Annotated in this window: 27 protein-coding genes; 15 read left to right on the top strand and 12 right to left on the bottom strand. The window is 37.5% G+C overall.

Going from position 1 to position 26495, the window contains the following annotated elements:
* Positions 1–22 precede the first annotated feature (22 nt).
* Both A8B79_RS05550 and hisN read right to left on the bottom strand, forming a co-directional pair.
* Positions 23–2308: a M1 family metallopeptidase gene (locus A8B79_RS05550; RefSeq protein WP_066219196.1), complete on the bottom strand. Its 2286-nt coding sequence runs from the start codon at positions 2306–2308 to the stop codon at positions 23–25.
* 158 nt (positions 2309–2466) lie between these two features.
* On the bottom strand, positions 2467–3237 hold the full coding sequence (gene hisN / locus A8B79_RS05545) for a histidinol-phosphatase (RefSeq protein WP_066219194.1): 771 nt from the start codon (positions 3235–3237) through the stop codon (positions 2467–2469).
* Between the two features lie 41 nt (positions 3238–3278).
* Here hisN and A8B79_RS05540 point away from each other — a divergent pair, with 41 nt between their 5' ends.
* Positions 3279–3914, top strand: coding sequence for a YceI family protein (locus A8B79_RS05540; protein WP_066219191.1), 636 nt, complete (start codon positions 3279–3281; stop codon positions 3912–3914).
* 54 nt (positions 3915–3968) lie between these two features.
* Here the strand turns inward: A8B79_RS05540 and A8B79_RS05535 are convergent, their stop codons facing one another.
* Positions 3969–5210, bottom strand: a complete 1242-nt coding sequence (locus A8B79_RS05535; protein ID WP_066219188.1) for a hypothetical protein — start codon at positions 5208–5210, stop codon at positions 3969–3971.
* A gap of 31 nt (positions 5211–5241) precedes the next feature.
* Positions 5242–5808: a YceI family protein gene (locus A8B79_RS05530; RefSeq protein ID WP_066219185.1), complete on the bottom strand. Its 567-nt coding sequence runs from the start codon at positions 5806–5808 to the stop codon at positions 5242–5244.
* Between the two features lie 265 nt (positions 5809–6073).
* On the opposite strand from A8B79_RS05530, the gene A8B79_RS05525 reads away from it, so the two are divergent.
* The 6 genes from A8B79_RS05525 to A8B79_RS05500 all read left to right on the top strand — a co-directional run bounded on the left by A8B79_RS05525 (position 6074) and on the right by A8B79_RS05500 (position 13668).
* Positions 6074–8233 carry a Tex family protein gene (locus A8B79_RS05525; protein WP_066219181.1) on the top strand — a complete coding sequence of 720 codons (2160 nt, stop codon included), beginning with the start codon at positions 6074–6076 and terminating at the stop codon, positions 8231–8233.
* Positions 8234–8549: 316 nt separating this feature from the next.
* The gene (locus A8B79_RS05520; RefSeq protein WP_201118471.1) at positions 8550–9968 is read left to right on the top strand and encodes an SDR family NAD(P)-dependent oxidoreductase; all 1419 of its coding nucleotides are present in this window, start codon (positions 8550–8552) and stop codon (positions 9966–9968) included.
* Between the two features lie 140 nt (positions 9969–10108).
* Positions 10109–10498, top strand: coding sequence for a YybH family protein (locus tag A8B79_RS05515; protein WP_153038360.1), 390 nt, complete (start codon positions 10109–10111; stop codon positions 10496–10498).
* A gap of 15 nt (positions 10499–10513) precedes the next feature.
* Positions 10514–11140 carry a hypothetical protein gene (locus A8B79_RS15935; protein WP_082894072.1) on the top strand — a complete coding sequence of 209 codons (627 nt, stop codon included), beginning with the start codon at positions 10514–10516 and terminating at the stop codon, positions 11138–11140.
* Between the two features lie 20 nt (positions 11141–11160).
* Positions 11161–12330, top strand: coding sequence for an aspartate aminotransferase family protein (locus A8B79_RS05505; protein ID WP_066219172.1), 1170 nt, complete (start codon positions 11161–11163; stop codon positions 12328–12330).
* A 54-nt stretch (positions 12331–12384) separates the two neighbouring features.
* Positions 12385–13668, top strand: a complete 1284-nt coding sequence (locus A8B79_RS05500; protein WP_066219168.1) for a TlpA family protein disulfide reductase — start codon at positions 12385–12387, stop codon at positions 13666–13668.
* Between the two features lie 4 nt (positions 13669–13672).
* On the opposite strand, the gene A8B79_RS05495 is transcribed toward A8B79_RS05500, so the two are convergent.
* Both A8B79_RS05495 and A8B79_RS05490 read right to left on the bottom strand, forming a co-directional pair.
* Complete coding sequence (locus A8B79_RS05495) at positions 13673–14140, bottom strand: nuclear transport factor 2 family protein (protein WP_066219166.1); 468 nt, start codon at positions 14138–14140, stop codon at positions 13673–13675.
* 110 nt (positions 14141–14250) lie between these two features.
* Positions 14251–14751, bottom strand: coding sequence for a hypothetical protein (locus A8B79_RS05490; protein ID WP_066219163.1), 501 nt, complete (start codon positions 14749–14751; stop codon positions 14251–14253).
* Positions 14752–14844: 93 nt separating this feature from the next.
* On the opposite strand from A8B79_RS05490, the gene A8B79_RS05485 reads away from it, so the two are divergent.
* From A8B79_RS05485 to dut, 3 genes are read left to right on the top strand one after another with little or no spacing between them, the layout of a single operon-like run.
* On the top strand, positions 14845–15207 hold the full coding sequence (locus A8B79_RS05485) for an arsenate reductase family protein (RefSeq protein ID WP_066219158.1): 363 nt from the start codon (positions 14845–14847) through the stop codon (positions 15205–15207).
* Positions 15208–15222: 15 nt separating this feature from the next.
* Positions 15223–16023 carry a DUF3108 domain-containing protein gene (locus A8B79_RS05480; RefSeq protein WP_066219155.1) on the top strand — a complete coding sequence of 267 codons (801 nt, stop codon included), beginning with the start codon at positions 15223–15225 and terminating at the stop codon, positions 16021–16023.
* Positions 16020–16466: a dUTP diphosphatase gene (gene dut / locus A8B79_RS05475; protein ID WP_066219150.1), complete on the top strand. Its 447-nt coding sequence runs from the start codon at positions 16020–16022 to the stop codon at positions 16464–16466. The genes A8B79_RS05480 and dut overlap by 4 nt, the downstream gene beginning before the upstream one ends.
* A 45-nt stretch (positions 16467–16511) precedes the next feature.
* Here the strand turns inward: dut and A8B79_RS16210 are convergent, their stop codons facing one another.
* The 3 genes from A8B79_RS16210 to A8B79_RS05465 all read right to left on the bottom strand — a co-directional run bounded on the left by A8B79_RS16210 (position 16512) and on the right by A8B79_RS05465 (position 17801).
* Complete coding sequence (locus A8B79_RS16210; protein WP_201118469.1) at positions 16512–16685, bottom strand: hypothetical protein; 174 nt, start codon at positions 16683–16685, stop codon at positions 16512–16514.
* A 155-nt stretch (positions 16686–16840) separates the two neighbouring features.
* Positions 16841–17398: a hypothetical protein gene (locus A8B79_RS05470; protein WP_066219144.1), complete on the bottom strand. Its 558-nt coding sequence runs from the start codon at positions 17396–17398 to the stop codon at positions 16841–16843.
* Positions 17385–17801 carry an OsmC family protein gene (locus A8B79_RS05465; RefSeq protein ID WP_066219139.1) on the bottom strand — a complete coding sequence of 139 codons (417 nt, stop codon included), beginning with the start codon at positions 17799–17801 and terminating at the stop codon, positions 17385–17387. The genes A8B79_RS05470 and A8B79_RS05465 overlap by 14 nt, the downstream gene beginning before the upstream one ends.
* A gap of 105 nt (positions 17802–17906) precedes the next feature.
* Here A8B79_RS05465 and A8B79_RS05460 point away from each other — a divergent pair, with 105 nt between their 5' ends.
* The gene (locus tag A8B79_RS05460; RefSeq protein ID WP_082894071.1) at positions 17907–18899 is read left to right on the top strand and encodes an acetamidase/formamidase family protein; all 993 of its coding nucleotides are present in this window, start codon (positions 17907–17909) and stop codon (positions 18897–18899) included.
* Between the two features lies 1 nt (position 18900).
* On the opposite strand, the gene A8B79_RS05455 is transcribed toward A8B79_RS05460, so the two are convergent.
* Positions 18901–19380 (bottom strand): DUF6265 family protein, encoded by a 480-nt coding sequence (locus A8B79_RS05455; protein WP_066219136.1) that lies wholly within the window; start codon positions 19378–19380, stop codon positions 18901–18903.
* 59 nt (positions 19381–19439) lie between these two features.
* On the opposite strand from A8B79_RS05455, the gene mscL reads away from it, so the two are divergent.
* Both mscL and A8B79_RS05445 read left to right on the top strand, forming a co-directional pair.
* Entirely contained in the window at positions 19440–19853 is a 414-nt protein-coding gene (gene mscL, locus A8B79_RS05450) for a large-conductance mechanosensitive channel protein MscL (protein WP_066219131.1), read from the top strand.
* Between the two features lie 15 nt (positions 19854–19868).
* Entirely contained in the window at positions 19869–20228 is a 360-nt protein-coding gene (locus A8B79_RS05445) for a VOC family protein (protein WP_082894070.1), read from the top strand.
* A gap of 154 nt (positions 20229–20382) precedes the next feature.
* Here A8B79_RS05445 and hisE read toward each other — a convergent pair whose 3' ends face one another.
* On the bottom strand, positions 20383–20721 hold the full coding sequence (gene hisE / locus A8B79_RS05440; RefSeq protein ID WP_066219124.1) for a phosphoribosyl-ATP diphosphatase: 339 nt from the start codon (positions 20719–20721) through the stop codon (positions 20383–20385).
* Between the two features lie 178 nt (positions 20722–20899).
* Here hisE and A8B79_RS05435 point away from each other — a divergent pair, with 178 nt between their 5' ends.
* Together A8B79_RS05435 and A8B79_RS05430 are read left to right on the top strand one after the other, a co-directional pair.
* Positions 20900–21412, top strand: coding sequence for an RNA polymerase sigma factor (locus A8B79_RS05435; protein ID WP_066219122.1), 513 nt, complete (start codon positions 20900–20902; stop codon positions 21410–21412).
* Positions 21402–21980 (top strand): hypothetical protein, encoded by a 579-nt coding sequence (locus tag A8B79_RS05430; RefSeq protein WP_066219117.1) that lies wholly within the window; start codon positions 21402–21404, stop codon positions 21978–21980. Before A8B79_RS05435 ends, A8B79_RS05430 begins: the two co-directional genes overlap by 11 nt.
* 9 nt (positions 21981–21989) lie before the next feature.
* Here the strand turns inward: A8B79_RS05430 and gltB are convergent, their stop codons facing one another.
* Positions 21990–26414, bottom strand: coding sequence for a glutamate synthase large subunit (gltB, locus tag A8B79_RS05425; RefSeq protein ID WP_066219115.1), 4425 nt, complete (start codon positions 26412–26414; stop codon positions 21990–21992).
* Between the last annotated feature and the right edge of the window lie 81 nt (positions 26415–26495).

Below are 26495 nucleotides of genomic sequence, written 5' to 3'. Positions count from 1 at the left end.
TCTTAATTTTGAATTCTTAACTCTATAATTCCTCACCGCTCATCAAAATCCTTAGATCAAATTCCGAAATCATCACAGCATCTACAATATTTTCAGCATCTGTTTCAGATAAAAACTCCAAACCTTCTAGTACTTTTAATCTTATTCTTGGATCGAAATCACTTGAAAGCTCTACGATCTTACTCCCCCAGTAATCGCCATCTTCAACATGTTCAAGCAATAAATTCAATGCTCCGATTCGCGTAGAGTATGGAAACTCAGTCGAAATCAGTTCTTCAGCAATTTGCTGTGACTGATTTGTTGTATCTGTAGAAATAATCTCCTTAAGCAATGACAACGAACGAGCACCGGTCGTATCAATTCGGATCATTCTCCTTGTTGCTGATATCTTTCTCGGATGATCCGCAACTTCCAAAAAGCTTGTTTTCGCCACTGTAAATACTTCATCAGATGATGTTCGCTCCATTTTTTGCTGAATCACTCCGGGTACATTTTCATCTTCTATATAGTTTGAAAGTGCTTCTAAAGCGGCTATCTGAATTTCTTCATGATCACTGTTTACTTCCTGCATAAACTGGATCTCGGTTCCCGTAGCACCGGCTGTGAACGCTCCTAAGGTGCTTAATAGATTCGCTTTAGTTTGCACATCAGTTTCTGCATTGAGTGCATCTTTCAAGGCTAATTGCAGATCGGGATTATCTGTATGATAGCTTAATAAACCAGCTGCTACTCTTCTGTCTTCAACATTGCTACTTCTCAATTGTGCCAACAAAAACATAACCGGAAATCTTCCGAATCCTATTTCCGCAATATCTGTACTTCCCGAGCCGAATCTGACATACTCAACCGTTGCAGGCACTGCTATTTTCACAGAATCTCTTTCTCCGGTGAAAGTAACTTCTGAAGTAGTGCTGTCATCAAAAGTAAGTACTGTCATATCCAGGCTTTGCAGATCTTCCCCACTTCCTGATAAATTTGTAAAGTAGGCAGTAACTGTGGAGTTGATCTCATCGAATTCTAAATCTAATCCATAAACCGGTTTTTGGTTGTCAGGTATTTCTGATTCTTTATAAGCTTCGAAATCGATCAGGTGAAATGGAATACCTGTTTGTTCATACCAATAGTCTTTATAGAACGATCCGGAAACAACACCTGACTCTTTCCTGATCAATCCGGCAAGTGACTGCTCTATATTATTCTTTAGAAAAGGATCTTCAATTTCACAGCATTTGATTAGTTCGTTCCATATTGATAAGCTAAACAAACTATCACTATTCCCAATTTCTTTAGATTCGAAACCGGAAATATTAAACGCTGACTTTCGGATGAGCTCAAAAACCTCATATTGAGAAGTTACATTCTCAGTGCGCTGATATTGACCAAACCATTGAGCAACGAGTCCTCGTTGAAGTTGAGTTTTTAAAGCTCCTCTGTTTTTAGCCAGATAGATCACTCCGGCTGCATCAGTTTTTTCATCCCAAAAATTATCTTCCAAAACAACGACGTTCAAAGCTTCCCAAGGGTATTCAAACGACAGCTCATTTTCCAGAACTCGTTTACTTCGAATCGCTTCAGATAATATTTCCTGAATTTCTTCAGCAGTAACAACTCCTGTTTCACCAAAAACTCTCACTTTATTGATCCCGGATTGTGCTTCAGAAGATTCGAACTTCCCAACTGCAAAATTAAGTCCTGTAGCCGGAATAGCAGTATCTACCTTCCAGCTTACTGTTTTGGTATCTGCAGATGTTACTTGATCGGAGACTAAGTTTCCATTAAAAACCACATCTAAATTTGCAGGAATGGTAATATCGGCATCCACAGAAAATGCGACTCTCGGATGATCGAATACCGGTAGCCAATGCCTTTGTGTTTTAGGATTCAAACTTGACCACATCGTACCAAAACGATCTTTATGCGTTCCGTAGATTGATCTTCCTTGCCAGGTAATTGCCAATTCAGACTCGTTTGTCATGCTTAAAGTGTCAGCCAGATCAATGATCAGCGAACCTCCTGAGACTAAAAACTCCTTCTCAGTACCATCAAATGTAACTGCATCTATTTCCAGGGCAGCAGCATGTAGTATCACTTCTGTTTGTGCAGGGATTTTAGCGCTGATGCTGTAAATTGCTACTCCTTTTACCGTTTCGTTCACAGGATCAATGGTCATATCCAGATCCAGATGATTGAAATCATAAGTGAGCTTCGGATTTTGTTCATAATCCCACACTTCAACTGTGCAATCCTGTGCACCTGTGATGAGGAGAATAACTAGGCTTAGATAAGAACTAAGTTTTATTGATTTCATTTAATAATGCTGTTTAAAAAATATTCTAAAATCTACGTCATCCCGAATTTATTTCGGGATCTTTGTAGAGGTATTTCTCTTAAAATTATTTCGATTTTTATCAAAGCTTCAAATCGAATCGTAAGATCCTGAAACAAGTTCAGGATGACCAATTGTATCTAACTACATCCTTCAAAAATTTCTTTTACTAACGGATATAAATGCTTGTTGGTAGAAAATCCGTTTCCGGTATGGATGGTTTCCTTGCCGTCAAAATCACTGAACATACCTCCTGCTTCTTTCATAACCGGAAGCAATGCCGCTGCATCCCAGATACTTAAAATTGGGTCGATCATAATTTCTGCTCGTCCGGTTGCCACCATCATATGCCCGTAAGCATCGCCCCAGGTACGATGTATCTTGGTTTTATCTAAAAGTTCCTGAAACTGTGTCTGCATTCCCATTCTGTTAAAGCGATTGATCTCGGTTACCAACACAGTTGCATCTTCCAGAGATCGTGTTTCTCTCATTTTGCACGGTTCACCATTAAAAAATACGCCTTCACCAATTCCTGCTGCACATAGTTCATTTAACGCCGGACAATTGATCACCCCAACAACAGGTTCGTTGTCGATCATCACTCCAACGAGTGTTGTGTAAAATGGGATTCCGTGAATGAAAGATTTGGTTCCGTCGATTGGATCTAAAACCCATTGAATATTGCTTTCTTCATTTGTTTTACCGAATTCCTCACCAATGATTCCGTGACCAGGAAACCGTTTTTGGATCTCAGCTCTCATAAGCTGTTCTGTTTCTCTGTCAGCAATGGTAACCGGAGAATCATCTTCTTTACTAATTACATCAAAATCCTTCTTAAAATATTTGAGCGTATGTTCACCGCCAAGCCTTGCAATTTCTATTGCCGCTTCTAGTAGAAAATTAATATTCATTTGAGTTGAAGTTCTGTTAATTGAGTGAGTACTTTTATCTTATGAATGAAGATTTTAAAAATGTGATCCAAAGATCTATTCCGACTAAACTTATAAAGTATATAATTCTGTTTTTTTACCTTGCTTGTTCATTTTCAGGGGAAATAAATGCTCAGGAAATTGTTGCGATCAAGTCAACAATTATGAATGAAAGTAAGTTAAGCATTCTTGGGACTTCTAATGTAACTGATTTTGAATGTTTATATGACAATGATTTTCGAATTGATACACTTTCACATTACCTGACTTTAGATCAAGGAATAATAAAAGTATCAGGTGATACACTTAAATTAAAAATAGAAAATTTTGACTGTGGCAAAAGAGGTATCAATAAAGACTTTCGTAGTTCTTTAAAAAGTGATGAATATCCATCCATAGATATAAGCCTGATTAGTTTTAAGCAGTCTAATAGGCTTTTAAAAGAAGTAAATGTACTCATCTCTTTAGCTGGCTCAGAAAAGATCTTCGAATTAGAATTCACATCTTCTTATTTAGAAAATGGGCTCATTAAAATTGAAGGAGAACAAAAGTTAACAATGTCAGACTTTAATATTACCCCACCAAGAGCACTACTAGGATTAATAAAAGTTCGGGATGAATTAACCATTAAATTCGAATTGCTTTTAAAAACCATATAAAAAAAGGTGAGTGTTTCACGACTCACCTTTTTTGATCTCTTTATCTGTCATTACTTAGAAGCTAATCACTGCTTCAACCATAATTCCGCTAAATTCAGCACCTTGATAGAGTGACCCGTTATAGCCATCACCATCATAACTTTGTTTCACATATTCTAATTTTGTAAGAACATTTTCGGTTAAAAACCAGCCGCCGCCAAAATTGATTCTTGATATTTCAATTTCTGAAGCTGCATCAGTTTGTTCTCCTGTAACCGTATTATATCTACCTCCCAAATAGACGTTCTCGTCAGCTCCGAATCGGTAAATTAACTCTCCACCCAGTTGAGTGAACCCACCACCTGCATCGGCACCATTATTAACTTGTTCTATTAAGCCAAAGAACTCAAGACCTTGATACTTAACAAATGGGTTAATTTGGAATGCGGTTTGGTAAGCATATCTGGGGTTGAATCTGCCTGAGAAGTCACTTCCTTCAGCAACGGCATAGTATCGGGAACCTGCTCGGTCTCCGCCGTAGATGTAATCTCTGGTTCCCTTATCTGAACTATTATAAAGTGAACCTGTTAATCGAAGTCTGAGATCTTCTTGTGGCTGAATATCAAATCCTAGTTTACCGAAGACTACAAAACCATCATCAGTTGAGGCTACACTTTGGTTCAATCTACCGTTAGTTGCACCTATTACTCCAATGAAGCCTGAATTTAGCACAGTGACTTCCATGAATGGTTCTGTGGTGAAAGAATCCATAATATAGTTTCCTACAAATGGATTATATAATGCTGATGCATTGTCGCTTCTTCTGAACTGAGCATCACCGTAATTGATCTGATCCATACCAACTTTAATACGAACACTTTCCATCAACTCTGATAGTAAGCCTTCTTGAATAAAATCAAGATTGTCTATCTGCATATAACCTCCTTTCACATACGCTTCGGTATGATGACGAGATGATAAGTAGGTTCTCAAATGCATTCTCAACCCTTTTTCAAGTTGTACATCTATATTTAGATTGGCAGTTGGCAAGTTAAAATTAGAACTGATATCTGCTAAAGAATCCCCTGAGTTGGTTTGGGTTAACCCTTGGAATTGAAGAGCGAAATCACCTCCAACCCAAACATAAAGACCATCAAACTCAGTGTTTGGAGTCTTCGGAGCTTCAAATACATTGATTCCAGATTTATCAACACTTCTAAAGTTTTGAAGGTTTTTCTTTGCTTGCCCCATTACGCTAACTCCTGCGAAAAGAGACATTACAATTACAAATGTTGTGTTTTTGGTTAAAGCTTTCATGGCTGTGAAATTAGATTTTGTTATGGTTTGATTAGTTTTTACTGAGGATTACATTGAATACTATTTCTACTTCATCTCCGGTTTTCAAGGTTCCAAGCATGGCTTTTGGAGGCTTGACGCCAAAGTCCGTCATTAGTAGTTTTTTAGTTCCGCTAATTATTAAACTCTGGTCGATAGCGATTGAGTAGCTTGCCTTTAAAACGATCTCTCGATCTTTTCCGGCAATATTTAATATTCCCTTTGCAGATATAGAGTCTTCAGACATAGTGGTAATTTCTGCTAAATTGAAAAGTATTTGTGGATGTTTATCTTCATCCAAAGCTGAATAAATTTTCTTATCCATCACTCCTTTTCCACTATTGATGGATTTTACATCTACTTTAAAAATGAGATCATTAATAGAAACGATCGGGTTTTCTTCATTTAACTGTGTAGTCAATTTAGCTTCAAAAGCTTCGGCGTTAGCCTCCCAATCATGCAAGGATGAAGTTCCTTTGATTAGAATAGTGCTACTCTCTGTATCAAGAGTGTACGCTGATTGAGCTTTTACAGAAAAGCTGGTTAAAAACCCGATTAGTATTATGGCTAAAATCTTCATGAGTAACTCCTTTTGGGTTAAAGGTTTTCATTATTGAAAAACGTCACATTGAAGATTGATCAATCTATCTAAGTGCTTACCTAAAATTAGATTTCGAATATGAAGATTATGTGAATAAAGTGATTAAAAACATTAATTCTAATATTCATATTCTAATATCTGTATTAGATTAATGATTATTTCAGAATTAAGCAATAAGAATTCGAATATTAGATGAAAAACTTCCTATTTTTGGAATTTAATCAACCAAAAAGTTTTCTAAAGAATGACCAATACCCAAATTTTTGCACGAATTTCTGAAGACCTCAAAATCTCAGCTAAACAAATTAGCACGGTAGCCGGTTTTATCGATGAAGGAGCAACTATTCCTTTTCTTGCGCGCTATCGTAAAGAAGCCACCGGAGGCTTGGATGAAGAACAACTCAGAGATGTACGTGATGCATTGGAATTTCAGAAAACACTGGCTTCAAGAAAAGAAACCATTCTTAAATCCATTAAAGAACAGGAAAAACTCACTCCTGAACTGGAAGCTCAAATAAAAGCTTGTACTGATCTTACGGTATTGGAAGACTTGTATCTACCGTACAAGCAAAAGCGTAAAACCCGTGGCGACAAAGCTAAAGAAAAAGGATTGGAGCCATTGGCTCAACTTATTTGGGATCAGGAAATCGAAGCCGGAAATCCTGATGATTATGCCAAAGAGTACATCAACAAAGAAAAAGAAGTAGAAACTCCGGAAGATGTGTGGCAGGGAGCAAACGATATTGTTGCAGAGTGGATCAACGAACACCTTGAAGTGAGAGAAAAACTGCGTGATATTTTTATGAAGCACGCTACTATCAAGACAAAGAAAAATCCTACGGTAAAAGAGCGTACCAACTTTGAAGATTATTATGAATTCGCTGCCAAAGTAGATCGTTTAAAACCCTATCAGATTCTGGCAATAAATCGTGGTGAAAGAGAAAATGTATTATTCGTGAGCACAGAGGTTTGGGAAGAACGCACACTCGAAACCATGGACGACATAGTGATCACCAATGATATGAGTATTTTTACGGAACGCATTCAGGATGCTGTTGAAGATGCTTTTAAAAGATTGCTCTCTCCTTCTTTAGAGCGGGAATTGAGAAACGCACTTACAGATCAAGCTGACGAACATGCTATTGAAACGTTTGCAACCAATCTTGGAAACCTGTTAATGCAACCGCCTTTGGAAAAGAAGATCGTTCTTGGATTAGATCCTGCTTACAGATCAGGGTGTAAATTGGCAGTAGTTGACGGAACCGGAAAATATCTGGACGGAACCACCATCTACCCTACTCCTCCACAAAATAAGATCGCTGAATCTGAGATTGTTCTGGGAAAGTTGATCGAAAAACATAATGTCGAACTCATTGCGATTGGCAATGGAACCGGAAGTCGTGAGGCTGAACAATTTGTAGCAGATTACATCCAAAAAAGTGGCGCTGATGTCAGTTATTTGATCGTGAATGAAGCCGGAGCTTCAGTGTACTCTGCTTCCAAAATCGCCAGAGATGAATTTCCTGATCTGGATGCCGCACAACGTGGAAATATTTCCATCGCCCGAAGGGTTCAGGATCCTTTGGCAGAATTGGTGAAGATCGACCCGAAATCAATTGGTGTAGGTTTATATCAGCATGATGTAAACCAGAATCAACTTTCAGGGAAACTGGACGATGTAGTTGAAAGTTGTGTGAATGAAGTGGGGGTAAATCTTAATACCGCTAGTGCTCCACTCCTAACTCATATTTCCGGTTTGGGAAAGCGAGTTGCTGAAGCAATAGTTAAACAGCGAGAAACTTCTGGAATCTTTACATCCAGAAACGAAATCAAAGAAATTGAAGGTGTGGGAGAATTTCGTTTTCAACAGGCAGCAGGATTTATGCGTATTCCGGAGTCAAAGAATCCGTTGGATAATACCGCCATTCACCCTGAAAGTTATGAAGCCGCTGAAAAGCTCTGTAATCTGTTTGGTATAGATCTGGAGAATTTGTCTTCACAAAAAGATAAGATCGCGTCAAAGCTTGGGAATTTGAACACCAAACAAGTTGCTGAACAACTGGGAATTGGCGAACCTACTCTGGAACTCATCATCGAGAATCTTCAGAAGCCGGGACGTGATCCAAGAGAATCCCTTCAAAAACCAATTTTACGAACCGATGTTGTAAAGATGGAAGACCTCAAAGAAGGACAGAAATTACAAGGAACCGTACGCAATGTAGTTGATTTCGGTGCTTTTGTGGATATCGGTGTAAAACAAGATGGATTGCTTCATATTTCAAGCATGAGCAAAACCAAGAAAGTCGAAGATCCTCATGATGTTGTTGGAGTCGGTGATATCATCAATGTAGAAATCACAAAACTGGATCTGGAACGCGGAAGAATTGGGTTGGAGTTGGTTTAAGAAGTGACAAAGTGTTTTTAGTGACAGAGCTTCAAAGTTGGTTTCTTGACTACTTTGCAACTCTGTCACTATGTAACTTTCACCACTTTGATACTTCAATAAATTTAGACAAGAATATTAGAATCAATTACTCCACTCTCTTAACTATTCCGTACCTTTGTTTTTAATATAAATTTGGAAGGAAGAAACCCACATCGAAGAAGAAAAAAAATTAAGTCAGGAAGAGATCGATCTGTGTATTTCCGTTCTGGAAACATTAACTGAGGATCCGAATCAAATCTTTGAAATTGAAAAGGATAAAAGGCTTGAACTTATCATGGCGGCTGGGAAATTATCCCGACCAAGTAGAGAGGAATTCAGAAAGAGGAAGAAAGATGCTAAGCGAGCAAATAAGAGAAAACTAAAAGAGAAAGATCGCCACGCTCGAAATTCCACAGGAATTAGAAGTGCCCGAGAAGCTGTAGTTTTTGAAGCTCCCAAAATGATTGGTCTAACTGGGAAGGAAACGGAGAAAGAAATTCCGTTAGAATCTCCGCGTAACTGCTATGTTTGTAAAGAAATCTTTCACAATCTGCATCATTTTTATGATACGATGTGTAAAGGCTGTGGCGATTTCAATTACGCCAAAAGGTTCCAATCTGCTGATCTAACTGATCAGGTTGCTCTTGTAACAGGCTCGCGACTCAAAATCGGCTACCACATTACTTTGATGATGCTACGCGCCGGAGCGACCGTAATTGCAACGACTCGCTTTCCAGTAGATTCAGCACTTCGGTATGCTAAAGAAGATGATTTTCAGAAATGGGGACATCGCCTCAAAATTCATGGGCTGGATCTTCGTCATATTCCAAGTGTGGTGATCTTCTGCAATTTCATCGAACAGGAATACGATCGGCTGGATGTGCTTATCAATAATGCTGCACAAACGGTTCGACGTCCGGCAGGTTTCTACCAACATTTAATGCCAAACGAAGAACGCTCGTTTTCCGAACTTCCTCCGCTTGCTCAGGAATTGCTCTCTGATCATGATGCATGTTTGAAAGAATTACAATCATTGAGCTCCAGATTTGAAGACGGACAGAATAAAAACCTCCCGGTAACCTGGCATGGAAAACAACTGGGAATTGGACTTCGGGCATCTGCTAAACTCTCTCAAATTCCGTACAGCATAGACAATTCTTTAACAGCTGAAGAGGTATTTCCTCAGGGAAAACTGGATGCAGATTTACAGCAAGTGGATCTTCGCAAAACCAACAGCTGGAGATTAAAACTGGGTGAAATTCATACTAACGAAATGTTAGAAGTTCAGCTGGTCAATTCAGTTGCGCCGTTTGTGTTGTGTAATCGTTTATCATCTTTGATGAAAAAAGAAGACACAGGTCAGAAACATATCATCAATGTTTCTGCAATGGAAGGAAAATTCCATCGCTGGCATAAAGAAGACCGCCATCCCCATACCAACATGGCAAAAGCGGCTCTAAATATGATGACCCATACTTCAGCTTCTGATTTCGCTAAATACGGCATTTACATGAATGCAGTTGATACCGGCTGGGTAACAGATGAGGATCCGGCTGAGTTAGCAAAACGAAAAGAAGAAGTCCATGACTTTCAGCCGCCACTTGATATCGTTGATGGTGCGGCCAGAGTGTTAGATCCTCTGTTTAATGGAATTAACACAGGCAAACATTGGTGTGGTAAATTCTTAAAAGATTACAGACCTATTGATTGGTAAATTTTTAATTACTTAAATAAATAATCAGTCAATTAAACCATTGTTGGACTAACGAATATTGATTAGATTCGGTTTTATAAAACGAATCTGATCATATGAAGTATCATCGAATTCTAACTTTGTGTTTAGCTTTAATCATTATGTCTGTTGCATCGGTTCAAGCTCAAACCATTCAGGAAATTGAACTCCCAGCCGAATTAAAAGTGGTTCTCACCAACTACGAAACGCATTGGAAAAACAGTGACGCAAAAGCATTGGCTTCTCTTTTTACTGAAGATGGATTTATTCTACGTCCGGGCTACGATCTTGTGAAAGGCAGAGAAAATATCCAAACTTCTTACGAAAATGCGGGTGGTGGAGATCTTGTCCTGAGGGCTTATGATTATTCTGTTCAGGGAAATTTAGCTTATATCATTGGTGGATATACTTATGGTTCCAGAGTTAAAGATATGGGCAAATACACACTGACTCTGAAAAATATTGATGGGAAATGGCTTATTCATTCGGATATGGATAATGGCAATAACTGATCTTTTAATAATCTTATGAAACAAATTACTCCTTTCAACTCTACCCAGGAGGCTCTTACTGTTTTAGATAATGGTGGCAGGTTTTATAACCTGATTACCAAAGCTAACGATGGAGAAATTAATTCTGCTGAACTTGGAAAAGTAGCCGGGATTATGTCTGACAAGCAAAAAATGGTTCTCTATTTAGAATTATCACTAGCAAATCTTACGGAGCTTTCAAGAAAAGAAATACTTAAAACCTTGTCTTCTGATTTAAAGTCTGCTATTAAGAAATACTCCGCTCAGTATTTGTTACCATCAGAAGCGACAAAAAAAGGAGTTCTTTCTCAAAATGCGATTTTAGAAGGAATTCCGAAGTTTTTAGAATCAAAGTCAGATTTCAATGGTTTTATTATGATCCCGATCATGACCGGAAAAGTTACCACCTTCACTATGATCCCCATTATTGACCATTATAACGTGTATGAATTAAGAGATGAAAATTCTTCGGAAACTTTTTTAATCGCTCACTCCAGAGATGCTGAAATACTTCCTGAAAAAAGAATAACCATTGGCGGAATTTTAAAAGAGTTAAAAAAGGACAAGAAAGATGTATCTCCTGCAACTAAATTCTTAGAAGCTCATTATTATACCGCATCTTAACTTCTATTTAAAAAATCTACATGAATCACGCTCAAGAACTCGAGAAGAAGCACCATTTTCAGGTATATAGCAGATATCCTATCACTATTGATCGTGGCTTGGGAACCAAAGTGTGGGATACAGAAGGGAATGCATATCTGGATATTTTAGGTGGAATTGCGGTAAATAATCTTGGGCATTGTCATCCTGCTATAGTCTCAGCTATTAAAGATCAAGCTGAAAAATTACTTCATGTTTCTAATTTCTATTATACAGAACCACAAAGTGAGTTTATAGAACGATTGGCTTATTTATCCGGATTGGATCGAGTATTCCTCTGTAATAGCGGAATGGAAGCGATGGAAGCTTGTATTAAACTTGCTCGTAAATGGGGTAAGAAAAATGGAAAATCAGGAAATATAATTTCGTTAAGTGATGGCTTTCACGGTCGGTCAGTAACTACCATCACCATGAGTAAGCCGGTTTATCAGGAAGATTTTGAGCCGTTACCTCCGGGATTTATTCAATCACCATACAACGATTTTGAAGCTCTTGAAAATGCAGTAGATGATCAAACCATTGCTATTGCTTTTGAATTGATTCAGGGAAATAGTGGCGTCCATGTAATTGATGGAGAGTTTCTGAAGAAAGTCCGACAACTTTGTGATGACAAGAACATCCTGCTCATTATCGATGAAGTTCAGACCGGCGTTGGTCGAACAGGGAAGTTCTTCTGTTATCAGCATTTTGATGTCAAACCGGATGTGGTTGCTTCTGCTAAGGCTCTGGCTGGTGGAATTCCAATTGGAGCGGTAATGGCGAAAGAAGGAGTTGCCTCTGCCCTTTCCTTTGGAAACCATGGAACTACTTTTGGTGGCAACCCTTTTGCTTGTGCCGTTGGCAATGCCTGCCTTAAAACCATAGAAATGGATAATATCTGTGAACATGCTGCTGAAAAAGGTGAATACATGATGAATCTCATCAGAAAGAAAACTGCTCATTTGAATTCTGTAGTAGATGTCCGCGGACTTGGATTGATGATCGGTGTAGAACTCAATCAACCTGCCAGACCGGTAGTAGAAAAAATGTTTGAACATCGGGTTCTTTCAAATGCAGCCGGTGGAAATGTGATACGAATTGTACCTCCTCTTGTGATCACAAAAGAGGAGATCGACCAGGTTGTGGATGTATTGGTCAAGAGCTTGAGCTGAAGTTTTTGCTTCTTTATTTATAAGTACTTATTTAGATATAAAATAAGCCAAGTGTTGAATAAATATATTCTCTTAATAGTTCTCCCTTTTTTCTTTTCATGTGCTGATGATATTGAAAAAGAATTTTATAAAGTTATTGAACTACCACTGGAAGCTAAGGAAGGCTATGGCGCATTTAATCCCTTATCAAGTGTAATTTCTTTAGAGCCAAGAAGTCAGAATAATCCATGGAGAAAAACCAAAAAAGAGCTTTCAGGAGTGCCTGAGGAATGGAATAAATCTATTGTAAAACAAATTTGGTTTGATGCTCGTCAGTTTGCTTATCAAAATTTTATAGCAGGCAACATCGATTCGTTAATGTTTGCCGGATTAAAAGAGAGCTGGGATTTTAATCCTGATGATAAATCGTTTTCGAGCAAGCCAATAAAATCATTTACTCATATTGCTTTATCAGAAACTCCGGATGGTAACATTTACTACCGCTTAGATACTGATAATGATCTTGACTTCAGTGATGAAGAAACCTTTCAAACGAAAAATGAAACCGGAATATTTGGATCCGGGAAAACACACTCTGTTAAATTAGAAGTATACCGGAATGGAAAAATTGAGCAGCAGGAAACAAAGCTTAAAATATCTCACCTCCCTTTTGGATTGATCTATAATTTCCCTGTTCATTATACTGCTTCAATGAATGATCACATCATTCAGATAAGCAATGGCTTTGAAAGTACTGATTTCAGAGATATAACTTCACTTATCATCGATCCTGATGATTCTGTTCTTGTATACACCCCAATTGAATTAAACGAATACTTAAGGGTTGATAACAGAGTTTTTCAGAATCTGGGCGTAGATGCTAATAAAATGGTATTACGGCTTAAGGAGTTTCCTGAAGATAGTGTGCTGTTTTCAACTCAAGTAGGTTTCCCGGCAAAGCCAATCACAGGAAATGAATTTACAACAGGACAAGAGATCAGCTTGAATGACTACAAAGGAAAGTTTGTATTTCTGGATTTTTGGGGAAGTTGGTGTGCTCCCTGTATTGATGAACTTCCCATGCATATTGAAACATATAATGCTATTGATAAATCAAAAATCGAGTTTTTAGGAATAGCAGGTAACGATAATAAGGAAAGGCTTTCAAAGACCATCAAAGAGTTTAATGTTCAGTGGAATCAAATTCTTTCTAATGAAATTCCTGATCAATATGGAATAACCGGATATCCGACTTCTTTCCTTATTGATCCGGATGGAATTATAGTTGCCAAAAATTTACGAGGTCCCGGCTTTCCGGATAGTTTAGATCATTATTTGAAATACTATTTTCAGGAATGAATGATCAGGGAGTTTCATGTTGATGATACACCTTAGCTACCACTTTCCAATCATCTTCGAATTTTAAAAGAGACAAATAATCAGTGTAAACAAGCTTGCCATTTCGATGAAGCTCTAATTCTACATGAGCTGCTTTTCCGGAAACATCTACTCTCTTAAATGTATGCTCCCACTTATTTTCTGCGGGATCGAAATTCGGATCAGCCTTTCTCTTCTTTGTTCCTTCTACCCAGTTTGCAATCGGATATCGATTTATTTTTCCTTCTCTTCCGGGCGAGAATATTGCAAAGTCTTCATGGAAAGTTTTGGTCATGGCTTCGGGGTTCAATTCATTAAAAGCTCCATGAACATACCCAGTTTCAAGAACTTCTTTAATTGCATCTTCATCATGATGTATTTTTACGGTTGTGTTGATAGCGAATACTGCTACCAAAACCAGCGCTAAACTGAGTGTAGTAATTCGAGATTTCATAGTAAAAAGAATTAGTTGATTGTGGGAACAGAAACTAAATACTAATACTATCTAAATAGTAAAAGCGCACTTAAATTATTTTACATTTGAAATAGCAGAATTTCTTCGCTTTAATCTACTCGAATATCCCCATAAGAAATCAATCGTTGATTGAAATCAAAAAAGAAAACTCGGTGTAAGCCTCGCGCTAATGCGTCCGAATTATCAGGACTTAAAGATTTTGAGTCTAATCGAAAACTATCTACCCCATTAGGTAAAGGATTGTTGGAACTCATATAAATTTGATTTGAAAGTTGCCCATTCACATCCCGGATAACTACTTGTAGACCATTAACCGGTTGTACACTTGAAACATAATATTCGAACTCTATAACTCCCCCCAGTTCAATGGGGTTAGGATAAGCTGGTTTCACTTCTATTACCCCTTGAAAAAAAGGTGACGTTCTCCAATCATCAGGATCTATACTTAAAACCTCACCTTGTGAAGATACTTGCGTTATTCCTGAAGGATCACGGAAAGCTTCCGATTCAAACTCACGCTGTGCGTCGTTACTTGTGCAACTCAGAAACAGAAAAATAGTTATTAGTAAAAAAGTTGGAATGATTTTCATTTTAAGCTTGTGTGAAAACAGGATTGGGGTTCATTATTGGCGATGCAAACCTTATCTTTAACTGAAAATACAAAACTTAATTGTTGAAATGCTATGTTGCATGTAATTGGTATAAAAAACTGTGATACCATAAAAAAAACCAGAAAATGGTTAACCGAAAATGAGATCGAATTTGAATTCATCGATCTTAAAAAAGAGCCGCTTACAATTGATGAGATAAAAGAACTGGAATATAAGGTTGGGTTGGATGTTCTTGTAAATAAAAGAGGCACCACATACAGAAATCTGGGTTTAAAAGACAAGAACCTTTCTGATCAGGACATGATCCAAACCCTTCAGGAAAATCAATCTATGATCAAACGACCTGTTTTGGTTTTCGATGAAGCAGTTCTTGTTGGATACGATGAAGAGGCTTTTAAAAATTTCGTCGGACTGGAAGACTCAACTGAAAGCTAGATCGTTTAATTCTACATGAAATATATCTCACTTCTCTTTCTAGGTTGGTTTTTCCTAAGTTCTAATGCGTCCGGTCAGCACTCTTACCCGAATAATTCTGCTGACCAACCTACAATGGAAGACCTGTTTTCTGTTAAGGAAACATTTAGGTATGAAGTAAAATACGGTTTCCTAAAGCTTGGATGGGTTGAAGTAGAGTTGCTTTCAGACACTCTTTATAACGGAACACTGAATAAGCATTTGGTCACTACAATAAGATCTAACTCCAGGATCCCTTTGGTTGGCAAAGAACTGGACTTATTTCATTCTTTATTTTTTGTTAATGAAAGTGGCATACCTGTTTCTTCCTACTACTGGAAAGACAATGTTGATGAAGAAAAATTCAAAGAGATCGTGTACGAGTTCGATCGTACTGAAAATGTAGTGCGTTACAAAGAGGAAGATGATACTCGTGATACTCTTGATTTGGTTGAACCCGCTACTTCAGGACAGGAAATTTTCTATTTTTCCAGATTATTTGCCGGGAGTGATCGAAATTCCCGCTTGCCTGTTTATGTAACAAAAAAACTCGGCTATATTAACATGACCAACTCATCTAATATTGAAATGAGGAACTACGCACCTTTTGATGGAGAAGTTGAAACTTACCTAAGTCAGGGTTCTACTGAAAATATTGACGGACCATTTGGATTTTCAGGTGATTTCAGAACTTGGTTTTTAGCCGATGACCTCAGAATACCTCTTGAAGCGAGAGTAAAAGTTCTTTTTGGCAATACTATTGTACGATTAATTGAATATTCACGTAAAGATTTATGAACTCGATCCTGTTTAAAAAACTTCCCCACGCTAAAGACCTTCCACTTCCTGAATACGAAAGTAAATCAGCAGCAGGCATGGATATCAGAGCCGCATTAGAGACCCCTGTTACTCTTAAACCCGGTGAAAGGACTTTGATACCAACAGGTCTCCAGATGTCTATTCCGGATGGTTTTGAAGCACAGATCCGCCCCAGAAGTGGTTTAGCTATCCGTAATGGAATTACTATGCTGAATTCCCCTGGAACTATTGACGCTGACTATAGAGGTGAAGTTAAAGTAATCGCAATTAACCACGGCAATGAGGATTTTACTGTTGAACACGGAGATCGCATAGCGCAAATGGTTATTGCACCGGTTACACAATTTCCGGTAAAAGAAGTTAATGATCTCAGCTCAACCGACCGAGGAGAAGGCGGATTCGGTAGCACAGGAGTTAAGTAATCCCCCTCCTGTTACTCAAATAATCAGACCCTGTTTTTTATAACTTTAGTAGAATTTTCTTAGGTAACTGGTACACTCTTTACAATCCTTACCGTCTTTTCTTGCTTCTTCTTCAGTTTCAAAACCCTGTGTAGAATGCGCTTCTATATCCCCGTTCTTTGCAACTCTTCTCCATCTCCATTCTTCTTTAACGTCTTGGTATAACTCGCATTTAGCCATATATAAGTATCTGTTTTATTGAACTTTATAATCCCCAATGTACTAAATATGACACCTAGTGGCAAAAACCATCCCATCACTTTCAAAAAATCTATACCCATTCAACTACTTCTGAATGACTCGTATCTCTAAGACAGACTTAACTGTTACGTTGGTTATTTAGATTTAGAATAGTTTAAAACGGCAACTCCATATTTTATTTCACAAGAACTACAGATCGATTCCTCACTTAGAGAAATTTCTAAATTAAACTCTTTATCTATATCATCGAGCATTAAAATATGGTAACTCCACCATCCATTATTTGAATTATCTGTTTCCTGTGGAAGGCTATGACTCGTGTATAAACCAGTAGTTCCTTTTCCAGAAACTGCAAGTAATACTACTCTATGTTTACTTTCAGGATATGACATCCTCCAATCAAATCTTCCATTAATAATATCATCCCAGACATCCCGACTATATGTGAGTATCTTTTTTTCATTTGGTCTTATCGTATCAAGAACTTCAGGGTTTGTGATCATAGTTAAATCAAAAGTACGATCATATTCCTCAGAATACTTCTTCTCTATATATTCAATGAGACTGTCGAATCTCTTATTTATATCTTGGGCAAATGTTTGTTGATACGGAATCAAATTTATTATCAGAATAACAATACATGCTGAAGCAACTTTTAAAAAAGTAGTATTTACAGTTCTAAACGATTTCATAATCATAACTAATTTCAGAGCCCTTTTCTAAAGCCTTGGATACAGAACAATATTTGGTGATTGATAACTCTAAAGCACGTTCTACTTTTTTTACATCCAGATCTCCGGAAAGCTTAAAATGAAGGTGGATTTCTTTGAACTCTGAATATCCTTCTTTCAATTTTACTTTTTCTGAATCTACCTCAACCGTTAGGCTTTTGAGATCTTGTTTTTGCTTTTCGAGTATAGAGATCACATCTATTGCGCTGCACCCACCCACTCCGGCAAGTAGTAATTGCATCGGACTCATTCCACCTTCCAAGCCTCCGATTTGAGTATTCCCGTCAATACGGATCTTTCCGCCCTCTTCATTTCCCGCTTCCATGTGAAAATCTGTTTGTAGCCAGTTTACTGTAATATTCATGTATAATTTTTTTTATTAACTGATTTCGATCTTACGACAAATATATAACTTAGAGGAACATATTGTTGAAATACCGAGATCTTTGTTATAATTAAAATAAACGCTATGAAAATTTACCTCGCAATTCTTGTTTTGGCAACATTGTTTTCCTGTACTAAAAACAATGAGACTTACTCTGATTATCCAACTCCTCAGTTTTATTTAAACCAGGACCAAACTCATAATCTTTGGAGTAATTCAATAGAACCCATTATCTCCGTGCCGTCCGGTTCAGTAATTGAAGTAGCAACAGAGGAAGCGTCCGATCAACAACTCAGCACCAACTCTGACGTTAATGATCTTAATAATCTCAGCTTTGACCCCATCCACCCTTTAACAGGACCTGTATATGTGCAAAACGCACAACCGGGCGATGTACTGAAAGTCACTCTTCATAAAATAGAAATGGGAGACTGGGGTTGGACAGCTATCGTACCGGGCTTTGGCTTTCTTGCAGATGAATTTACCGATCCGTACTTAAAAACCTTCGATTTTTCGAAGGATAAATCTGCAGCTAAGTTTAGTGACAATATCTCCATTCCTCTAAAACCATTTCCGGGAGTGATGGGAGTCGCTCCTGCCACTTCAGATTCTTTATCAACCATACCTCCCAGAGCAAATGGTGGGAACATGGACGATCCGAATATTGTGGAAGGAACCGTTGTGTATTTTCCTGTATTTGTAGAAGGTGCTTTATTTTCAATTGGAGATACTCATGCTGCTCAGGGTCTGGGTGAAGTTTGCGGAACAGCTATAGAAGCACCAATGAAAATTGTTTATGAAGTTGAGGTAATTAAAAACGGCAGGTCCATTGAGGAACCCCAGTATGAAACTGATGAGTATTATGCGGTAACCGGTTTTGGAGAAACCATTGATGAAGCAGCTAAAAAAGCAACCCGATATATGATAGATTATCTGGTGGATGAGCATGGATTATCCAGAGAAGACGCCTATGCACTTTGCTCACTAGCCGGCGACCTTAAAATAGCTGAAGTAGTGGACGTACCTCACATGCTCGTTACAATGCACATGCCTAAGAATATATTCATGGGGAATTAAGTTATTCTTGGCGTAACATTGTAAATACTTCTGTTTCTACTTTGCCGTTTCTGTTCAACTTTAATCTTATTTCCATCAGGTTATCGGTTTTCTTTTCAAAGATCAGACCCTTCATTTCTATTTTAGTGGGGGAGTAATCGATCATTTCAAAGAATGTAGTTTCATCTTTTTCTTCCCATCCTTTTAAATCGGGATGAAAATGTTTTAGTCTCAATCCTGTTTTATCCAGGATCAGAAACTCATAGAACACAAGTTTATCGTCTTTCAGATGTCTGTACATTCCCATCATAACTCCGTTTTCAGGCTTAGACCAAATTTCTTCAGAAATACCTCCGAACCCATCTCCCTTCCAAGAGCCAACAAGCCAGGAGTAATCATTGATATCAAATAGGCGAATCTGTTTTTCTGCCTGACTGGTTTCTAATCCCTGAAAGGAATTCAGTTTTAAAAAAAGGATTAATAAAAATAATGAATGTTTCATAACGGTATATCAGTTGTTTTGTATATAACAGTTATTATCAAATTAAAGGGACAGGCAAGATGAAAAACTTAATTCAGGAATTTAAAAAATTTGTATCCAAAGGAAACGTAATAGAATTAGCCGTAGGTTTAATACTTGCTACTTACTTTGGAGCTATCGTAAAATCATTTGTGAATGATATCATAATGCCGCCCGTCGGATATTTGATTGCCGGAGTTGATTTCAGTGAGCTTACAGTTACTGTTTCTGAAAAGATTTTAGCAGATGGCACGGTTGAAACTGTTACAATTAATTACGGTGCTTTTATTAATACCATTATTACATTCTTCATTGTAGCCGTAGCAATTTTTAGTCTGGTAAAAGTCTATAATAACTTCATGAAAAAAGAAGAGAAAAAGCCAGATCCCAAACCGGTTGAGCCTTCTAAAGAAGAAGTTTTATTAGCAGAAATAAGGGATTTGTTAAAGAAATAATTTAAAGCAACAATTATGAAATTGAATAAAACAAGACATGTTCTAGCTGTTCCTGACCTGAAAATTTCATCTGCTTTTTATAAAACCCAACTTGGCTTTTCAGTTGATTGGGAAGATGAAAACTGGTGCTTTTTGTACAGAGATAATTTTTATGTGATGCTGGGAGAATGTAAAGATGCTATCCCTCCCCATGAACTTGGAGATCACCAGTACTTTGCATACGTGGATGTAGAAGATATAGACGAGTTATATAATGAATTTTCATCCAAAGAAATAGAAATCACATCCCAACTTGCTGACAAACCATGGGGACAACGGGAGTTTGGTATCAAAACCATAGACGGACACCGAATCATGTTTGGGAAAGAAATCTGAATCGGCACATTAATACACGGAACTTATTGAGTCACACCATGTTCAAGACTAGAAATGAACTTGATGAAGATATTACACTAGAAGCGAATAGCTGATAAGCTATATGTGTGATAGAGAGAGAAAGCCCGATTCTTAATTGAATCGGGCTTTTATTTTATTCTCCAATATGTTTATGATCGCCTTTACTGTGACGTTTGCGAAGCAATTTTATCACTTTGTGCATAGGAATTTCTTTTTCTGCCAGTAATAACATTAAGTGAAACATCAGATCTGCAGCTTCGGCAATAGTTTCTCCATCGCCTTCATTTTTTGAAGCTATTACAGTTTCCACCGCTTCTTCTCCTACTTTTTGAGCGATCTTATCTAACCCTTTTTTATACATGGAAGTAGTATATGAGCCTTTTGGCATATCTTCCTTCCGTTCGTATAAAAGTTCTTCTAATTCGATCAAAAACTTATAATCTTTCTTTGTTAACTTTTTAGAAACGCCCATTTAGTTTTCTTATACATTTTAAATTTCTGAAACAAAGGTCTGCATTTTAGAAACGCTAATCAAAGTTTCGAAAAAATTTAATATTAGCATATTTAGAAAGTTCAGTTCCTCTGAAAAAGTTCAATATTGTTGTAAGAAATAAGTTAGCCCGGGGTACTAATTACCTGGATACCCTTTTATGAGAAATAAAACACAATTAGACATATTTGATCGTTGGATCACAGAATTTAAGCCTCTTCTTTTTAAAGTGGTTCGTGCCTATGCATTTACACATGAGGATCAAAATGATCTGTTTCAAGAGGTTTCAATTCAAATATGGCGGTCTATTCCAAATTTTAAAGAAAGATCAAAAGTAAGTACCTGGCTTTATCGTATTGCTCTAAATGTGGCATTGAACTGGACCAGAAACAACAGAAAGCATACAGATGGAAAGCAGAATATTGAAAGTGTGACACATATTCTGGAACAAGTAAATGAGCCTGTTGATGAACGACTAGATTGGTTGTACAAAGAGATAGAAAAACTGGATAAAGTTGATCGCTCTATTACCCTGCTTATGTTAGACGGCTTCAGTTATAAAGAAATGGCAGAAATACTTGGGATCTCAGAAAGTAATATCGGTGTAAAGATTCATAGGATCAAAAAACACCTGACTAATCAATCAGAAATAGAGGAGCACCATGAAATTTAATGACCTTCAAAAAATATGGGACTCTCAAAACAATAAACCTATGTATGTGATAAGGGAAGAAGTTCTTCATCAAAAAGTTCTCGCTAAAGCCCGAAAAGCAGGTCGAACTGCAAATACTACGGAATGGATATTAATTTTAACCGGATTAATAGCTGCCGGAATACTTGTTTATTTCGACTTTATAAAAGATGAAGGCAATACCTTTTCATTTATTTCTGTTGTGCTATTCTCGTTAATTACTGTATATGGATTGATCAACAGAATTCTTAGAAAGAATAAAACTGAAAATTTTGACCGGTCAGTTCTCGGTGATCTAGAACATGCCTTATCTATTTCTGAATACCAGGTTAGTTTATCTAAAGGTATGTTGTACGGATTTTGGCCGGCTGTTTTTTTTATATCACTTCTCAGCCTGATTATGAGCGATAAACCTATATGGTACTCAATAATTTTCGGACTTCTTTTTATAGGAGTAAGCTTTTTATCACGATGGGAACATAGGTGCTACGTTCGTAGAAGAAATGAGCTTGCTACTCTAAAAAAGAAATTAACTGAAGAGCCCATTTAAACAATCGATCTAATTAGCAGGTTCTGCTTTTGATATATTATTCTTTTCGACCATTGAATGAGGTATAAATTTGCTAAAATTACCAGATACTTTTTCCCAATCTGATAATATATATCCTGCTTTGGAAGAATTAGTCTCTTCGAAATAATCTTCTATTATTTTTCTAAGCTTCTCATTATCTGATTTAGATATTTCAGCTTTTACTATATAATCGGTATTGACCCGGGTTTTAGGATCTTCATAAAGAAATAGTTCACCTCCGGTCATCCCCGCTCCTACATTATCTGAAGTATGTCCAAGAATAACAACTTTACCATTTGTCATATATTCACAGGCATGCATCCCTGTGCCTTCTACAACAGCTGTAGCTCCACTATTTCGAACTGCAAACCTATCACCGGCCTGACCATATACATAGAATTTTCCATTAGTAGCTCCATACAATGCACAATTCCCGATTATTGCGTTGTCTTCAGGTTTATACTTTACATTTTCAGGAGGAACAATTACCGTTTTTCCACCACTCATTGACTTACAAACTGAATCGTTAGCTTCACCAATTAATCGAATGTTGACTCCATCGGTTTGAAAAACACCAAAACTCTGTCCTGCACTACCTCTGAAAACTAAATTGATCTTTTTACTATATGGTTGAACTGTAGTGTCGGCTTCTTTTATGGATGCCAATCTGCTTTTACTTTCTTTATCTGCCAGAAGCCCGATGAGTGTAGCTAAAGCAGAACGATCTGTGTTAAAAATCTTGTATTCTGCATCAATAGATTCATTCTTGCTTATTTTTTCTTCCAGTTGATGAATGATCTTAGAATTAAATGGACTTACTGCATCTGATAATGATCTCAGACTTTCTGTTTTTCTATATTTTGGAGCGGAGGTAAAGAAACTCAGATCTAATCCCAGCTCATTAATGAGTGGTTGGTGCTTATCATCAATTGACAATAAGCCGGTATCTCCCATAATCTCCTGAAGAGATTCTATTCCGATATTTGCCAGCTCTCTTCGTACATCTTCTGCTAAATAGGTTAGCGTATCTACAATATGATCTTTATTTCCTTTGTATTTGGCTTTGAATTTGGGATCATGGGTTGCAATACCTGTCGGACATGTGTTTTTTTCACAAATTCTCGCCATTACACAACCTTCAGCAATCAAAAGTAACTTACCGAAATCGAATTCTTCTGCTCCAAGAATAGAAGCTAAAATAATATCCTTTCCGCTTGAGAGCCCGCCATCAGTTCTTAAGATCACATGATCTCTTAAGTCATTCTCTATCAATGATTGATGCACTTCCAGCAAGCCTATTTCCCAAGGCAGACCTGCATGTTTCATCGAGCTTAGGGAAGCCGCTCCTGTCCCTCCTTCCCCACCGGAAACTTGTATAATGTCAGCACCTGCTTTTGCTACTCCAACTGCTATAGTTCCGATATTGACTCCTGAAACTAATTTAACACTCACTTTTCCCTCAGGATGCAGTTGCTTTAGATCGTGAATTAATTGCTTCAGGTCTTCTATGCTGTAAATATCATGCAAAGGAGGAGGAGAAATCAAATCAAAACCGGGATTTGCGTATCGGGCTCTGGCTATATCTTCATTTACTTTTAAGCCCATAAGTTGCCCCCCCTCACCGGGTTTAGCTCCCTGACATACTTTTATCTGGATCTCTTCTCCTGAAACCAGATACTCCGCTGTAACACCAAACCTTCCTGAAGCAATTTGTTTTACTGAAGCAGAAATCCCCTCAGTGAAGTAATATGGGTTTTCTCCTCCTTCACCACTGTTACAACGCCCACCTATTTCTTTCATCGCAAGGAATATATCTCTCTGAGCTTCAGCACTTATTGCTCCAAAAGACATCGCACCTGACCCAAACTTATTAAGGATGTGAGATACCGGACGTACTTTATCCAGCGGTAACTTTTGGGAAGAATATTTAGGTTTAAAAAGATGTCTTAATGCAACAGGTTCATCATTTAGTCCAAGTTTAAGATATTCATCAAATAATGACATATCTGTTAGATCGAGCTTCTTATCCCGAACTAATTCGTGAATAATTTTAGATCGTGAATTGGTCATTGAATGCTTCTCACCCATTTTACCACGCGCATGCTCTTTATATTGATAGCTCTTGATGGGTTTATATCTTTCCTGTTCTTTTGATGATCTATCCTCTGTTCTTGCCAACACTCTTTCAGCAATCTGATTGATTTCCAGTCCACCAATCGGGCTTTGAACCTGAGGGAAATACTCGTTCACAACTTTAGGCCCTAATCCTAATATCGAATACAGCTTCGCACTTTGATAACTTCTAACAACCGATATCCCGGACTTTGCCATTATTTTCAGTAATCCGGTATCAAACGCTTTAAGCAGATTTCTTTCCTTAGTATCTGAATCCAGATCTTTGAGAGAACGATGATCTACATTCCTTGCAACATCCAAAGCTAAATAAGGACATACTGCCTGGGCTCCGAAACCAATTAAAGCAGAAGCATGATGTGTACTTTTCACTTCTCCTGTGTCTATTACCACCGACGCATTCAATTTCAGACCTTCGTCATTAAGAGCATTAACAACTCTCCTTAAAGTTAATAGTGAAGGGATAGCCGGGTTATCATAATCTGATTTTCTGTCGCTCAAAATTATAATAGAATAGCCACTTCTTACTGCTCTTATTGCTTCTTTTCCAATGGCTTTAAGTCTGGATTTAAAACCAACCGATCCATGACTTCTTTTGAAGGTTGTTTCGATTTCGAATGGAACAACACGATCTGATGGAGCATATTTAATGATCAAATCTCTTAAAAATTCCATCTGTGCTAAACTCAAGAAAGGACTCTTTAATTCGTATGCAGGCGCTGCAGGAATAAGTTCTTTCGGCTCAAAAATATTAGGCTTTTTTCCTAAGTGAACTGTCAGATCGGTTACAATCTTTTCTCTTATATAATCCAAAGGAGGATTAGTTACCTGTGAAAAATTTTGGTAAAAAAAATCAAAAAAGGATCTTGGTTCAGTTGACAGAACCGCCAAACGAGCTGTATCTCCCATCGATCCGATTGGCTCTTTACCCGTTTCAGCCATTGGATATATTACTTTAGAAAGCTCTTCATCGGTATAGCTAAAAGTAGCTAATTTTTCGTCATACCGTGCCTCAATATCACTAATGGTTTTGGGAATAGGTTTTAATCGGGAATCAAAATTAGCATCATGGTTATCTTTCGAATGGCTTGGATCTCTGAATAACACTTCGCCGGAACTAAGATCCACTGTAACTCCTCTTCCTGCATAAAGAGTTCCCTTGCCTTCTATTTCATCTTCCTTGATATGAAAGGTTCCCGCTTCTGATGAAAGATAAAAATGATCTTTAGTACGAACCCATCTACATGGACGAAAACCATTTCTGTCAAGCCGTGCCCCAATAGTATAACCGTTCGCATATGTAATAAAAGCAGGACCATCCCATGGTTCCATAGCTCTGCTCCAAAATGTATAAAACTGATTCGCTTCTGTAGCAGGAGGCATCATTATTGCCAAAATATCTTCTACATTAGGAATGCTGCTACGATATCGCAAAGCCTCCACCATTTCGTTTAAGCTACCTGAATCACTAATATTGGATCTTGTAAGTATTTCATTTCGCTCTGCGCCAATCATTTTTTCTCTTGATTTAGCCCATGATCGGTTACCGGCTATTGTATTGATCTCTCCATTATGCCCTATAAGTCTTAGTGGCTGAATTTTGTCCCAAGATGTTTTCGTATTTGTACTAAACCGCCTGTGGAAAAGACAAAAACGTGTTGTAAATTTTTCGTTTTTCAGATCTGGATAGAACTCGTCTAATGCTTCCGCCTTTGTTAATGCTTTATAAACGATCGTTTGAGCTGATAGCGACGCAAAATGTAAACTTTGAATTAACGAATCAGCTGAAAGTTTTGACCTGGTTAATTGTTTTGCATTGTACAACCTCTTATCAAACGAAAAATTGGTTTTACTTCTTTCAGGTCGCTTTATAATTGCCTGCTTAATTACCGGAACATTAACTGAAGCATCTTTACCCAATACAGAATGATTTACAGGAACATCTCTATAGTTCAAAATATCCAACCCAAAAAAGCTGAATGTATTTTCAAAAATATGTAACGCTTTTCTCTGCTTATCCTGATCGTTTGTCAAAAATAATGTTGCAACGGCTACAGTATCTTTTTCATAACCAAGCATATCAAAAGGAATATCGGTCATTATTCCGGCTCCGTCACCGGTAATTCCATCCGCTGAACAAGCTCCCCGGTGTTCCACGCATCTTAATGCATGCAAACCTTCTGTTAAATGTAGATGTGAATACTCTTTCTTTCTACTTGTGATAAAACCTACGCCACAAGCCGAATGCTCTTCAGAACAGTAATTAAATTTATTAGACATTTTACAGATAGCACTAATTGTTTTTAAGAATGGACAAGCACAAAAAAGACGATTTTTTTGCACTATTTCAAATATTCCGAA

It is taken from the genome of Balneola sp. EhC07 (genome assembly GCF_001650905.1).
GTDB lineage: Bacteria > Bacteroidota > Rhodothermia > Balneolales > Balneolaceae > Balneola.
This window is presented reverse-complemented; position numbering and strand designations above follow the sequence as displayed.